This is a genomic window from Streptomyces sp. NPDC017943, from assembly GCF_044328425.1.
In the GTDB taxonomy this organism is placed as follows: domain Bacteria; phylum Actinomycetota; class Actinomycetes; order Streptomycetales; family Streptomycetaceae; genus Streptomyces; species Streptomyces djakartensis_A.
Genome location: NZ_JBIRHH010000012.1, coordinates 53790 through 66435 on the forward strand (window position 1 = coordinate 53790; position 12646 = coordinate 66435).

Genomic DNA, 12646 nt, shown 5'->3' on the forward strand with positions numbered 1-12646 from the left:
GACAACGGTCCGTCCCCCGTGCAGACCGGGCGCGCGGGCGGAACTCATCGCCGCCGAGGGACGTTTTCCGCGGGACCCACGGAAGGTCAGGTGTCGTAGCGCTGGATGCGCCGGCCGTGGCCGCGCTCGACGAGTGCGGGCAGTCGCTCGCCCAGCTCCCGCACGACCTCCGGCACGTCGATCGTCAGCAGTTCCCGGTCGCGCATCAGGATCCGGCCGTCGACGATCGTGGTGCGGACGTCGGCGGAGCGGGCGCTGTGCACGAGGGTCGCGGCGAGGTCGTGGACGGGCTGGGTGTGCGGGCCGGTGAGGTCCACCAGGACGATGTCCGCCCGGCGTCCCGGTGCGACGGCCCCCACGCTGTCCCCGAGGCCGACGGCCCGGGCGCTCTGCGACGTCGCGTGGTGCAGGGCCTGACGGGAGGTCAGCCAGCGGGGGTCGCCCTCGGCCGACTTCTGGAGCAGCGAGGTGAGGGCCATGGACTCCCACACGTCGAGGGAGTTGTTGGAGGCGGCCCCGTCGGTGGCGAGTCCGACGTCGACGCCGATCTCGCGCAGGGCCCGCACGGGCGTGGTGCCGGGCCAGGCGAACTTGAGGTACCCGCGCGGCGCGCTCGCGACGGCCGTACGTCCGTCCGCCCGGCGCAGCAGGGGCAGGTCGCGGTCGGTGATGCCGGTGCCGTGGGCGATGAGGACGTCGGTGTCGAGAATGCCGGTGCGTTGCAGCACCTCGATCGGGGTGACGCCGTGGCGGGCGAGGCTGGTGTCGGTCTGGTCGCGGTTCTCGGCGGCGTGCAGGTGCACGGGCAGGCCGTGTGCGTGGGCGAGGCGGGCGGTGGCGGCGAGGTCGGTGTCGTCGACGGTGTAGGGGGCGTGGGGCGCGAGGGCGGTGGTGATGCGCCCGTCGGCCGCACCGCGGTGGCGCAGCGCGAACTCCAGGGAACGCGCCAGGCCTTCGGGCCCCTGCGAGGAGAAGAAGGCCTCTCCCAGCTGGGCGCGCATCCCGCACTCCGCGACGACCCGGGCGACGGCGTCCATGGCGAAGTAGTGGTCGGCGAAGCAGGTGACGCCGGCCCGGATCATCTCGGCGCAGGCCAGCCGCGCCCCCAACTCCACGTCCCGGGTGGTGAGGTTGGACTCCACCGGCCACACGACGTCGTTGAACCACTCCTCGGTCGGCAGGTCCTCGGCGAGACCGCGCAGGGCGACCATCGGCGCGTGCGTGTGGCAGTTGATCAGCCCGGGCAGGGCGACCTGGCCGCGGGCGTCGACGCGCTCGGCGGCGGGCAGGTCCACGACCGCTGCGGCGGTGGTGACGGCGTCGACGAGCCCGTCGCGCACGACGATCGCGGCGTCCTCGGCGAACCCGATCCGCTCTTGATCGTCGTGCACGAGGACCGTACATGCGCTGATGATGAGCTCGGCGGGACCGTCCGCGGCAGAAGGCGTCATCACGTCAACGTACGACTGTGTCGTGGGGCGACATGAGCCGAACCGCGCATCCCGTCACGGCTCTGTCGCGGGGCGGGCCGGGCGCGCACCCTGGCCTCACCACCCCGTCTGTCGGCTTCGGAAAGGAGCCCGGCATGCTCCTCGGCACCTGGAACCTGGAGAACCTCTACCGCCCCGGCGGCCCGTACGGCCCCGAGGACGAGGCCGCCTACCAGGCGAAGCTCGCCGCGCTCGCCGCCGTGATCACGGAACTCGACCCCACCCTGCTGGGCGTGCAGGAGGTCGGCGACCCGGAGGCCCTGAAGGACCTGACGGGGATGCTGGACGACGACTGGCACCTCGCCCTGTCGGATCACGCCGACAGCCGCGGCATACGGGTCGGCTTCCTCAGCCGCGTGCCGCTGACGGTGGTGGCGGACACGGCTTCCTTCCCGGCGGAGCTGCGTCCCGTGCAGGTGGACGACGCGGGGACGACGGTGACCGCGGCGGGACGGGGCTTCCTCGCCGTGGAGGCCCGGGAGGGCGAGTCCGCCGGGAGCGGGTCGCTGCGGGTGGCGGTCTGTCACCTCAAGTCCAAGCTGCTGTCGTACCCGGACGGCCGCTTCCAGCCGCGCGACGAGGGTGAACGGGCCCGCTACGGCGCGTACGCGCTGTACCGGCGGGCGGCCGAGGCGGCGGCGCTGCGCGCCCTGGCCGACGAGTTGCTGGCCGGGGACGGGCAGGGGCGGGACGTGGCGCTGGTCGGCGACCTGAACGACGAGGTGCAGGCGGCCACGACCCAGATCCTGCTGGGCCCGCCCGGCTCGGAGATCGGCACCCCGGGCTACGACCGCCCCGACCGGGGCGACGCAACACGGCTGTGGGACGTGGCCCCGCTCATCCCGCCCGGGCAGCGCTACTCGCGCGTGAACTCCGGGCGCCGGGAGCTGATCGACCATGTGCTGCTGAGCCACCGCCTGGTCCGCCGGGCGTCGGCGGCGGGCACGGGACTGCCGGAGGAGGGCCCGCCGGGCCTGCCGTCGATCGGCCCGGACCCGGCGACCCGCCGGGGTGTGCCGGGCTCGGACCACGCGCCGGTGTGGGTGCGGATCGGGTGAGGGCCGCCCAGCGGCGACTGCTCGGGGCGGGGTCCGGGCGCTATCCGGCCAGGGGTGCCCGGGGCAGCCGCAGTCCCAGCCGCGCACCGGGTCCGGCGAGTTCGCCGAGCAGAGCGGTGAGCCGCTCGGTGTGTCCCGGCCCGATGCGGCCCGTGTCGTCGAGGTGGACGGCGCAGGCGGTGGTGGTGTCGACGAGACGTTCGAGCAGATCGGCCACCTCGTCCGCGCCCTCGGTGTGCCGGGCCACGGCGGGCAGTTCGTGCGCGGCCAGGGTGATGGCGGACCGGGCCTCGGCGAGGGTCCGGTAGGCCTCGCGGCGCAGCGTCCAGCGGCCGGCGCGGTCGTCGGCGGCCGTGTGGGGGCCCGGCGGTCCCGGGCGCCGGCCGGTGGGCGTCGCGCCGGCCCGGGCGCCGGCGGACGCGCGCGGGCCGTCGTGGTCCGCGGGCACGGTGGCCGGGCCGCTGTGCGGGGCGCCGGCTTCGGCCAGGACGTGGGCGAGGTAGGCGTACGCGGCGTCGGCGGCCGCCGTGAGCCTGCCGCGTACGCCGCCGCCCTTCTGCCCGGGCATCGTCAGGTGCCCGACGAGCAGCACGATCACGCAGGCCAGCAGCGTCTCGCCGATGCGGCCGGCGGAGGCCTGGGGCTCGCCGCCGACCATGACCAGGGCGAGGACGAGGACGGTGACGACGGCGGTCTGGGCGGCGAAGTGCCGGGTGGCGACGGGGATGAGCGCCCCGCTGAGGGCGACCAGCGCGACGAGCCCCTCGGGGCGGGGCAGGACGGTCGCGAGCCCGGCGAAGAGGAGGGCGCCGAGGACGGTCCCGGCGGCCCGGTTCAGCACGCGCGAGGCCAGCGGCCCGAGGTCGGGCTTGACGAGGAAGACGGCCGTGGCGGGCAGCCAGTACCAGTGGTCGTGCTGCCCGTACCACTGCGTCCGGTGCAGGGCCTGGGCGACCGCCGCTGCGGCCCCGAAGCTCAGGGCCACGCGCAGCCCGTACTCCCGCCCGGCGCTGCCGAGGGCGGCGCGCAGCCGGAGCCGGGCGAGGCGGGGGCGGGTGTGCAGGTCGCCGCCGCGGCCCTGGTCGAAGACCTCGGCGGCGTGCAGCAGGGCGTCGTCGAGGGCGCGCAGGGCGGGCGCGGACCGGACGGACGCGGGCAGCGGCCCGGTGTGGGCATCGGCGCGCACCGCCGCGGCGAGTCGCCGCGGGCCTTGCCGGGCGCGTTCGATGACGGGCTCGCCGGCCCAGGCGAGGGCGGTCGCGGCCTCGGCGAGGGGCAGGGCGGCGGCGTACCGGGCGTGCAGCCGGCGCTCGGCGGAGGAGGACGCATACCGCCGCAGCCGGGGCCCGGCGAGGGCGTCCTGCGCATGGTCGAGGGCGGCGGTGAGCGCGGCGCGCCGGGGGATGGCGTCCGGTCCGCCGACGGCGTCGAGCAGTGCGGCGACGGCGTCGTAGACCCCGGCGACGGCCTCGCGTTCCCCGTCGAAGCGGAAGTCGCCGCCGAGGGAGCCGGGGGTGGGCAGGGCGAGCCGCAGCAGGAGCAGCCAGCCGGCCCCGGCGAGGAACGCGAGCGCGCGCTCCCAGCCGGGTTCGGGCAGGGGCATCCCCGCCCCGACCGCGGCGCCGACGAGCAGCTGCGTGCCGGTGGCGGAGGCGACCGGCCCGACGGCGCTGATCGCACCGGCGACGAGACCCACGAGCGTGAGGATCACGGTCAGCACGACCGCGCCGGTGCCCTGCCCGGCGTACGTCCCGGCGACCAGCCCCACGGCACCGCCCAGAGCGGGCACACCCAGGCGCTCGACGGAGGCCCGCCGGCTCCCGGGCCGGTCGTTGATCCCGGCCAGCATGGCGGCGATGGCGGCGACGACGCCCAGCGACGTGCGCCCGGCCTGCACCGCGACCAGCAGCAACGGGCCGGCCGACAGGGCCCCGCGGGTCACCGCGCTCCAGGGCACGGGCCCCCGCTGGGCACGCAGTGCGTGCGCGAGCCACGGCGGAAGACGGGGGGTGGTGCGGCGGGACACGGGGCTCCTGTCGTCTCGGCTCAGGCGGGGCGGGCCTTCGGGCGACGGCGACCGGGGCGGGGTGAGGACCTCCAGGGTAGGCCGGGTCACCCACCACGAGGTTTCGGGAACGTGTCGGAGGGGCGCGCGGTGGGGGTTCTTTATGAACGCAACCTCAGGTGCGAGCTGCTTCCACGGCCCGGCCGAGCAGTTCCCCCACCTCGCGGAGGATCCGGGCGAGCCCGTCCGGTCGGCTCGTCAGCCGCCCGACGAGCGCGTCGGCCTCCTCCAGGCCCGCCCGGGCCACCAGCCCCTTCTCGTTGGTCACCCACTCGCCCCGGGCCGCCAGGACGGCGTGGGCCGTCTGGGTGGTGGCCAGGGCGATCGCGCCGGCGACCTGGGTGGCCGCGCCCTTCGGGGCGTGGCCTGCTCCGGCGTAGGCGAGGGTGGCCGTGGCCATGCCGTGCCAGTGCGGTGGGGCGGCGGCGCGCAGGGCCGGGGGGTAGGTGCCGGGGCGGGGCAGGTCTCCGCGCAGGACCTTGTTGATCGCCAGTTCGGCGAGCAGGAGGTAGGTCGGGATGCCCGCCAGGTGGAACATCAGGGGTTCGACCCGGAAGCGGCCCGCCTCCGCCTCGGCCGACTCGCGTTCGACGACGTCGAGGTCGCGGTAGTGGACGTCCACCCTGCGGCCCTCGACCGTCAGCCAGGCTCCGCCGTTGAAGACGCCTCCGCCCCACGCTCCCACCTCGGAGACCTCGCCCTGCCAGCCGATGGCGCGCAGATCGGCGGGGTCGAACGCACCGCGGTAGTAGACGGCCAGGTCCCAGTCGCTGTCGGGACGTTCGGTGCCCTGTGCGCGGGAGCCGCCGAGGGTGACGGCCCGGACGGTGGGCAGGGCGGCGAGGCGGTCCGCCGTGCTGTCGAGGAAGGTCTGGTCCGCAACGGTGGACACGGCAGGCTCGCTCCTGGTCGGTCGGGGTTCCGGGCAGGGTAGGGGAACGCCCTGGTCGTGGGAAGCGAAATACGGGTGCGGCCGGGTGCCGTGGCCGCGCATGATCGGCGGGTCGCCCGCTTCGCCGTCCCCGATCGGAGGATTGCCGTGATCCGTCGTGTCACCGTCCCGAGCCTGTTCCCGCCGCCCACCTACTCCCACGCGTCCGTCGTCGAGGCCGGCACGCGGCTGGCGTTCCTCGCCGGGTCCGTGCCCCTCGACGCGGAGGGCGAGCTCGTCGGCCCGCAGGATCCGGTGCGGCAGGCCGAGCAGGTCATCGCCAACCTGCGGGAGCAGCTGGACGCCGTCGGCAGCGATCCGTCCCACGTCGTGACGACCGACGTGTACGTGGTGAGCGCCGATCCTGCGGTGCTGTCCGCCGTGTGGGCCGTGGTCGAGGCCTCCGGGCTCAGCGCGGGTCCGCACTCGTCGACGCTGATCGGCGTGGCGTGCCTCGGGTACACGGGCCAGCTGGTGGAGATCACCGCGACAGCCGTCGTCCCCGACCAGGGGCTGCGCGCGTCCGCGATGTCCGCCGACGCCGCCGGCCGTCCGCGCGGCTAGCCGTTCACCGGGAGGTCCGCCGCTTGCGCGGCCGTGCGCAGCACGTCCCGCAGCATCACCGGCGTGAGACGGCCGGTGAAGGTGTTGCGCTGGCTGACGTGGTAGCAGCCGAACAGGTCCAGCCCGTCCAGGCGGACCCGGCTGCCGTGGGCGAACGCGGGGCGCGGCTTCGGCACCGGCCAGCCCGCCTCGGCGAACGCGGGCAGCGCGGCCTGCCAGCCGAAGGCGCCCAGCACGAGCACGGCCCGCAGGGTCGGGCGCAGCAGCCGCAACTCCTGCACGAGCCAGGGGCGGCAGGTGTCCCGCTCCTCGGGGGTGGGCTTGTTGGCGGGCGGGGCGCAGTGCACCGGCGAGGTCACGCGGACGCCGTACAGCTCCAGTCCGTCGTGGGCGTGCACGGCGGTCGGCTGGGAGGCGAGACCGACGTCGTGCAGCGCCTCGTACAGGACGTCTCCGGAGCGGTCGCCCGTGAACATCCGTCCGGTGCGGTTCCCGCCGTGCGCGGCCGGGGCCAGGCCCACGATCAGCAGCCGCGCGTCGGCCGGCCCGAACCCGGGCACCGGCCGTGCCCAGTACGTCCAGTCCGCGAAGGCCGCCCGCTTCACCCGGGCCGTCTCCTCGCGCCAGGCGACCAGCCGCGGGCAGGCCCGGCACTCCGCGATGCGCCCGTCGAGAACGGGAAGGCCGCTGGTGTCCATCACTCCACCGTAGGACGAGGCGCGGGGCGGGTCCTTCGGGGGGCGCGATCATCGGCGGATGCGGCTGAGGGCAGGGGGCCGGCCGCACCCCCGGCGGCGGTCACCCGCACAGTCCGTTCACCGGTGCGCCGCAGCCACAGCAGGGCTCCGGCGAGCAGCACGGCACCGGTCAGCAGCCAGGGCAGCGGCCCCGGGCGCAGCACCCCGACGGCCAACCCCGTCAGTGCGCCGACCAGTTGCTGGGCGAGGGACTGGACGGACAGGGCGGTGGCCCGGCCCGCGCTGGAGACGCGGCGGTGCAGCAACTCGTTCTCGTTCGGGGACGCGGCACCGAGCCCGAGGTAGACCAGGCAGAACCCGGCGACCGCGACGGCCGTGGCCGTCGGGTGTCCGGAGGCCGCGGTGATCCCGAGCAGCAGCAGTCCGGCCGCCCCGGTCCCGAGACCGGCCAGCACGGCCCGTTCACCACTGCCGGCGACCCGGGCGCTGAAGGGCGCGAGGTGGCTGCCGGCCCCACTGCACAGGAAACCGGCGCAGGACAGCGCGGCATAGACCATCGCACCGGAGTCCGGCGCCCCGGTCACCTGGGCCGTGCGCCCGGGCACGAGCAGTTCGACGGCGGCCAGGGCACTGCCGGCGGCCGCGGCGCTGAGCAGCACGCGGCGGACCACCGAGTCCCGCCCGCCGAGCCTCAGCCCGTCCATGACGGTGGCCGGAACCCCCCTCACCACGGCACGCACGGTGGCCGGCGGCCGCGGGGGCTCCCGCAGCACAGTCAGGACGTAGCCGATGAAGACGACCCGGACCACGACGCCGAGCAGCAAGGGGACGGCCAGGGGCGGCACCATCCCGCCGGTCGCCCCGCTCGACAGGGCTCCGGGATCGGGCCCCAGGCCGAGCAGCCAGGGCACCGCGCCACCGAGCAGGATGCCGGCCGCGAGGGCGGCGGAGGTCGAGGAGCCGCCCCGGGCCAGCCCGGTGCGCAGCTCGGCGTCCGGCCCGGAGCACGCGTGGACGGTGTCGACGTACCAGGCTTCGGCCGTGCCGCTGGACAGCGCCCGGGCGGCGCCCATGAGCACCATGCCGGCGGTGAGCACCCAGGCCGTGCCACCGAGGCCGAGCAGGAGGCCGGCCGCCACGTTCAGCACACCGGCCACGACGAGCACCGGCCTGCGCCCGAGGACGTCGGACAGTCCCCCGGTGGGCAGTTCCAGGGCCGCCACCGTCAGCGAGTGGACCGCGAACAGCGCCGCGATCGCGGCCACGGACATGCCGCGCTCGCTGAACAGCAGCACCATCGAGGCCATGCCCAGACCCGGCGGCAGCCAGAGGAGCGCACAGAGCGTGACGTAGCGCCGCCGGGCGCTCCGTATCCCCGGGGAGCCGGACGGACCGGCGGTTCCGGGGAGGCGGGACCCCGTCATGAGTCGTCGCCCTCGTCCCCGCCGCTCTCGGCGCTCCCGGCACTCCCTGCACTCCCGGCACTCAGGGCGCTCCCGGTAGCGCCGAGGTCGAGGTCCCCCTGCTCGTGGGGGGCGACCGGCAGTGCGGCGGTGAGGAGCACGACCCGCTGTGCGTCCGGGTCGTCCGCGTCACGCGCGGTCAGTTCCTCCAGCTTCGCCGCGACGGCGGCCCAGAGCTCCTCGACCGACCCGGGCGTCAGCCGGGGCATGAGGTCACTGATCCCGGACGGCTCCACCCACTCCGGGCCCAGCCGTCCGGCGGCCATGTCCGACTCGTGCTGGGCGAGGGACGACTCCAGGTGCTCGATCTGCCTCCGCCGCGCCAGGCTGACGAACGCGCGCCCCGCCGAGGACGACTCCATCGACTCGTTGCTCCACGACGTCACCGTGTGCAGCGCCCGCCAGCGCCGCTCCCGGCCGTCCCGGTGCTCGGCCTCGGCGATGAACCGGTACTTCGCCAGCACCCGCAGGTGGTAGCTGGCCGACGCCGACGACTCCCCCGTCCGCACCGCCAGTTCACTGGCCGTCGCCGGCCCGTCCTGGCGGAGCAGCCCGAGCAGCCGGATCCGCAGGGGGTGCGTGAGGGCCTTCAGGGCGGCGGTGTCGTGCTCCGGGTCGAGTACGCGCTTGTGCTCGTCGCTCTCCATGCCGGGAGCGTAGGGGCCGGAGGCATTCAGCAAAAGACTTTTTGCAAAAGTTCTTTGGGGGACCCGGCCGGGGTGCACGAAAATCCCGTCCGGTCGGCCCCGCAGGAGGACTAAGGTCGAAGGCATGGCTTCTCGAGGCTCGGAGTACGACGGTACGGAGTACGGCGATACGGACGCGGCAGCGAACGCGGCGCCCGCAGAGAAGGCACCCGAGCCCGGGTCGCCCGCCGACGCGTCGTCCCCGCACTCCTCCCCCACGGCCCCCGCCACCGACGCGTCCGCCGATACGTCCGCCGGCACCCCTGCCACCGGCCCCGGCCCCGGACCCGCCCGAGCCGGAGACCAGGCCCTCGACCCCAAGGTCGCCGCGGCCATCGCCGCCGCCGAGGCCGCAGGCCCGCAGAGCGGCCAGAGCGTCCGCGTCGACAGCTGGATCTGGTCCGTACGCCTGGTCAAGACCCGCTCCATGGGCGCCACCGCATGCCGGGGCGGCCACGTCCGTGTGAACGGCGAGCGCGTGAAGCCCGCCCACGCCGTGCGCATCGGTGACGAGGTGCGCCTGCGCCAGGAGGGCCGCGAGAGGGTCGTCGTCGTCACCCGGCTGATCCGCAAGCGCGTCGGCGCTCCGGTAGCCGTCCAGTGTTACGTCGACAACTCCCCGCCGCCGCCTCCTCGTGAGGCCGTCGCCCCCGCGGGCATCCGCGACCGCGGCGCGGGCCGCCCGACCAAGCGCGACCGCCGCGAACTGGAACGCCTGCGAGGGCTGCCCGGTTTCGGGGGTGCTGCTCCCGGGGGCGGTTTCGGCAGCGGCCCGGGTCGGGGCCCTGACCCGGCTTCCGGGCCGGGCCCCGGCAAGGGCCGAGGCAAGCCCAAGCCCTGAGGGCGCCGTCACGCACGCACCCGAAGCAGGCGCAGCAGGTCCGCGTTGTGCCCGCGCCGCGCCCAGGCGATGAAGGCGAGCGGCACGAGCAGGATCAGCGGCGTCGCCGCGTTCTGCCCGTCGAACACGGTCACCTGGACCACGAACGCGCCCACCATCAGGGCGCCCAGCGCCATCGCCGCCACCGACTGGAGCACCGGTGTCAACAGGGCGATGGCACCGGCCAGTTCGAGCGCGCCGATCGTGTACATCCCCGCACTGCCCCAGCCGAGCCGGTCGAAGGACTCGGCGGCCGAGGCGTGCCCGATCAGTTTCGGCAGGGCGCTGGCGACCGCGTAGAACAAGGCCAGCAGGATCTGCAGGGCGCGCAGGGCTATACGCGCACGCCGCCCGCGCGCGGTCGCGGACCCGGCGACGACGGCACCGGCCCGGCCGGACGGGGAGGTGGCGGAGGCGGGAGCGGGAACGGCGGTCTTGGACATGGAGGTCTCCTGGGAAGCGATCCGCTGGTGTCACGGGAATGGACCGCCCTCGTCCCGAAAACTCATCGCCGCACGGCGGACGAGGACGCTCCCGGCGTGGCTGGCGTGGCTGGCGTGTCCGGCACCGCCCGCACCCATATCCGGTCCTCCGTCAGATAGCGGTCCACCCGCAGTCCCGCCTCGCTCAGTGCCGCCTCGAACTGCTCCCTGCTCAGGGGGCGCGAGCGGAACGTCTGCGTCCAGACGGCATCGGGAAACGCGTACTCCGCCCGGACGGAGCGCACACCGTCACCGATCGGCTCGGACGACACGACCCGCACGGTGAAGCCACCGGGATCCACGCGCTCGCGCGGCACGTTCGCGTGGAAGTCCTCGCCCTCCCGCTGGATCAGGACGCAGCCGCCGTCGGCGACATGGCGGGCGCAGGTGCGCAGCATGCCCCGGCGCACCTCGGCGTCGCCCGCGTGCACCAGGAACGACGCGAGCAGCACGACGTCGAGCGTCTCGTCGAGGGCGAGCTCCTCGATCGGGCTGCGTATCGTGCGGGCCCCGCGCACGCGCGCCAGCATCTCGGCGGACTCGTCCACCGCCGTCAGCGTGAACCCGCGCTCCAGCAAGGCGTGGGTCATCCGGCCGACCCCGCTGCCCAGCTCCAGGATGCGCGCGCCCTGGGGCACCGCCGCGGCGATGATCTCCGGCTCGTCCCCGACGGGCAGTCGTGCGTAGAACTCCACGGCGCAGCCGTCCGGGGTGATCGCCCCGGGGCCCGTCCCCTCGTATCCCTCGCGCACTTTCTGCTTCATGCCCGTCCAACGGGCCGTGCCCGTACGCCCGTTCCCACTCCCACCCCGTTCACCCGACCGAGTGACCGAGGGTCTCGGTGGGCCCGGTCCGCCCCATTGGTCAGCACCCGTGGCGCGGAGTACGTTGCAGACAGGAGTGGTGATCGCGATGCGTACAGGCAGTGAACCGAGGACCGCGCGCAGTGCCCTGCGGGCGCGCTTCTGGCTGAGCGTGTGGGGGCTGGTCTGGGCGCTGTTCGGCACGGTGGCGTTCGCCCTGGTCGGACGGACCGGCTGGGCCGTCGCATGCGGGGTGCTGCTGCTGATCGTGACGATCGACCTGACCGTCGTCCTCCGGCACATCCGCCAGGGCCCCCACTACCAGCCGGGCCCGGACATTCCGCCGTACGAGCCGCCGGACGCCCGCCGCTGAGACGCGCACCCGGACCTGGCCGCGGGGTGCCGCCGGCTACGAGTCGAAGTGGGCCGCCTTCAGGAACTCCGGGTTGGGATCCAGCGCGGCCGCCAGACGGAAATGGCGTTTGGCCTGCTCGGGGCGGTTCTGCCGCTCATAGGTGCGTGCGAGGGCGAAATGCGCGAACGCGTTGTCGGGCTCCCGCTCCAGGACGATCGAGAACTCCAGCTCCGCGGGCCTCAGCTGCGCCGCCGCGAAGAAGGCACGGGCGCGCAGCAGTCGCGCGGCGGTGTTCTCGGGATGCGCGGCAATGACCTTGTCGAGCAGCTTCACCGCACCCCGCGGGTCCCGGGCCGCCAGGAGCTGCTCGGCGGCACGGAAGTCGATGACGTGGGTCTCCGGGGTACGTCCGGCGGAACCGCTGGTCTCGGGCACGGCAGAGTCCTTCCCTCACTGGAGCAGTTCAACGCCCCGTGAGAGGGCTGCTATTCCGCGTCCGGCTGCGACCGTCCCTCGCGGGGCGCCTTCGACGGCTGCTCCTCGCGGGGCGTCTTCGACCTGCGCACCAGCTCGGACCACACCTCCCGCACGCGCTGCTCCAGCTCGGCCAGCGGGACGTCGTTGTCGATCACGATGTCCGCGATCGCGCGGCGCTGCTCGCGGCCGGCCTGGGCTGCCATCCGCGCGCGGGCGTCCTCCTCGGTCATGCCGCGCAGCCGTACCAGCCGGTCGAGCTGGGTGTCGATGGAGGCGTCGACGACGATCACCACGTCGTACAGCGGGGCCAGGCCGTTCTCCGTGAGGAGCGGGACGTCGTGCAGGACGACCGCGTCCTCGGCGGCGGCCTCCTCCAGCGTGCGGGACCGCTCGCCCACCAGCGGGTGCACGATGGAGTTGAGCGTGGCGAGCTTGGCGGCGTCCGCGAAGACGATCGAGCCGAGCCGCGGGCGGTCCAGACTGCCGTCCTCGGCGAGGATCCCCTCGCCGAAGGCGTCGACGACCGCCGCGAGGCCGGGTGTCCCCGGTGCGACGACCTCCCGCGCGATGCGGTCCGCGTCGATCAGTACGGCTCCGCACTCCACGAGCAGCCGCGACACCTCGCTCTTGCCGGCACCGATACCGCCGGTCAGGCCCACCTTCAGCATGAGCCGCAGCCTAGACCCTCCACCGG

Annotated in this window: 14 protein-coding genes; 4 read left to right on the forward strand and 10 right to left on the reverse strand. The window is 74.9% G+C overall.

Annotated elements, in window-relative coordinates; genetic code table 11:
- Positions 1-86: 86 nt before the first annotated feature.
- Entirely contained in the window at positions 87-1451 is a 1365-nt protein-coding gene (locus ACH4C6_RS30855) for an amidohydrolase (RefSeq protein ID WP_398111941.1), read from the reverse strand.
- A gap of 134 nt (positions 1452-1585) precedes the next feature.
- Here ACH4C6_RS30855 and ACH4C6_RS30860 point away from each other — a divergent pair, with 134 nt between their 5' ends.
- Complete coding sequence (locus ACH4C6_RS30860; protein WP_398111942.1) at positions 1586-2548, forward strand: endonuclease/exonuclease/phosphatase family protein; 963 nt, start codon at positions 1586-1588, stop codon at positions 2546-2548.
- Between the two features lie 40 nt (positions 2549-2588).
- Here ACH4C6_RS30860 and ACH4C6_RS30865 read toward each other — a convergent pair whose 3' ends face one another.
- Together ACH4C6_RS30865 and ACH4C6_RS30870 are read right to left on the reverse strand one after the other, a co-directional pair.
- Positions 2589-4574: an FUSC family protein gene (locus tag ACH4C6_RS30865; RefSeq protein ID WP_398111943.1), complete on the reverse strand. Its 1986-nt coding sequence runs from the start codon at positions 4572-4574 to the stop codon at positions 2589-2591.
- 154 nt (positions 4575-4728) lie between these two features.
- Entirely contained in the window at positions 4729-5505 is a 777-nt protein-coding gene (locus ACH4C6_RS30870; protein WP_398111944.1) for a nucleotidyltransferase family protein, read from the reverse strand.
- Positions 5506-5652: 147 nt separating this feature from the next.
- Between ACH4C6_RS30870 and ACH4C6_RS30875 the strand changes: the two genes are divergently transcribed.
- Positions 5653-6108 carry a RidA family protein gene (locus ACH4C6_RS30875; protein ID WP_398111945.1) on the forward strand — a complete coding sequence of 152 codons (456 nt, stop codon included), beginning with the start codon at positions 5653-5655 and terminating at the stop codon, positions 6106-6108.
- Here ACH4C6_RS30875 and ACH4C6_RS30880 read toward each other — a convergent pair.
- Genes ACH4C6_RS30880 through ACH4C6_RS30890 form a run of 3 tightly spaced genes read right to left on the reverse strand, consistent with a single transcriptional unit; the run spans position 6105 to position 8916 of the window.
- Positions 6105-6806 (reverse strand): uracil-DNA glycosylase, encoded by a 702-nt coding sequence (locus ACH4C6_RS30880; protein ID WP_398111946.1) that lies wholly within the window; start codon positions 6804-6806, stop codon positions 6105-6107. The two genes, ACH4C6_RS30875 and ACH4C6_RS30880, sit on opposite strands and share 4 nt — an antisense overlap.
- Positions 6806-8230 carry an MFS transporter gene (locus ACH4C6_RS30885; protein ID WP_398111948.1) on the reverse strand — a complete coding sequence of 475 codons (1425 nt, stop codon included), beginning with the start codon at positions 8228-8230 and terminating at the stop codon, positions 6806-6808. The genes ACH4C6_RS30880 and ACH4C6_RS30885 overlap by 1 nt, the downstream gene beginning before the upstream one ends.
- Positions 8227-8916: an ArsR/SmtB family transcription factor gene (locus ACH4C6_RS30890; protein ID WP_398111949.1), complete on the reverse strand. Its 690-nt coding sequence runs from the start codon at positions 8914-8916 to the stop codon at positions 8227-8229. The genes ACH4C6_RS30885 and ACH4C6_RS30890 overlap by 4 nt, the downstream gene beginning before the upstream one ends.
- 373 nt (positions 8917-9289) lie before the next feature.
- Here ACH4C6_RS30890 and ACH4C6_RS30895 point away from each other — a divergent pair, with 373 nt between their 5' ends.
- Complete coding sequence (locus ACH4C6_RS30895) at positions 9290-9796, forward strand: RNA-binding S4 domain-containing protein (RefSeq protein ID WP_398112058.1); 507 nt, start codon at positions 9290-9292, stop codon at positions 9794-9796.
- Between the two features lie 8 nt (positions 9797-9804).
- On the opposite strand, the gene ACH4C6_RS30900 is transcribed toward ACH4C6_RS30895, so the two are convergent.
- Together ACH4C6_RS30900 and ACH4C6_RS30905 are read right to left on the reverse strand one after the other, a co-directional pair.
- Positions 9805-10278 carry a DoxX family protein gene (locus ACH4C6_RS30900; RefSeq protein WP_398111950.1) on the reverse strand — a complete coding sequence of 158 codons (474 nt, stop codon included), beginning with the start codon at positions 10276-10278 and terminating at the stop codon, positions 9805-9807.
- 62 nt (positions 10279-10340) lie between these two features.
- Positions 10341-11081 carry a class I SAM-dependent methyltransferase gene (locus ACH4C6_RS30905; protein WP_398111951.1) on the reverse strand — a complete coding sequence of 247 codons (741 nt, stop codon included), beginning with the start codon at positions 11079-11081 and terminating at the stop codon, positions 10341-10343.
- Between the two features lie 148 nt (positions 11082-11229).
- Between ACH4C6_RS30905 and ACH4C6_RS30910 the strand changes: the two genes are divergently transcribed.
- Positions 11230-11493 carry a DUF6343 family protein gene (locus tag ACH4C6_RS30910; protein WP_398111952.1) on the forward strand — a complete coding sequence of 88 codons (264 nt, stop codon included), beginning with the start codon at positions 11230-11232 and terminating at the stop codon, positions 11491-11493.
- Between the two features lie 36 nt (positions 11494-11529).
- On the opposite strand, the gene ACH4C6_RS30915 is transcribed toward ACH4C6_RS30910, so the two are convergent.
- Both ACH4C6_RS30915 and coaE read right to left on the reverse strand, forming a co-directional pair.
- Complete coding sequence (locus ACH4C6_RS30915; protein WP_369196304.1) at positions 11530-11910, reverse strand: tetratricopeptide repeat protein; 381 nt, start codon at positions 11908-11910, stop codon at positions 11530-11532.
- Between the two features lie 50 nt (positions 11911-11960).
- Positions 11961-12620: a dephospho-CoA kinase gene (gene coaE / locus ACH4C6_RS30920; RefSeq protein ID WP_398111954.1), complete on the reverse strand. Its 660-nt coding sequence runs from the start codon at positions 12618-12620 to the stop codon at positions 11961-11963.
- Positions 12621-12646 lie beyond the last annotated feature (26 nt).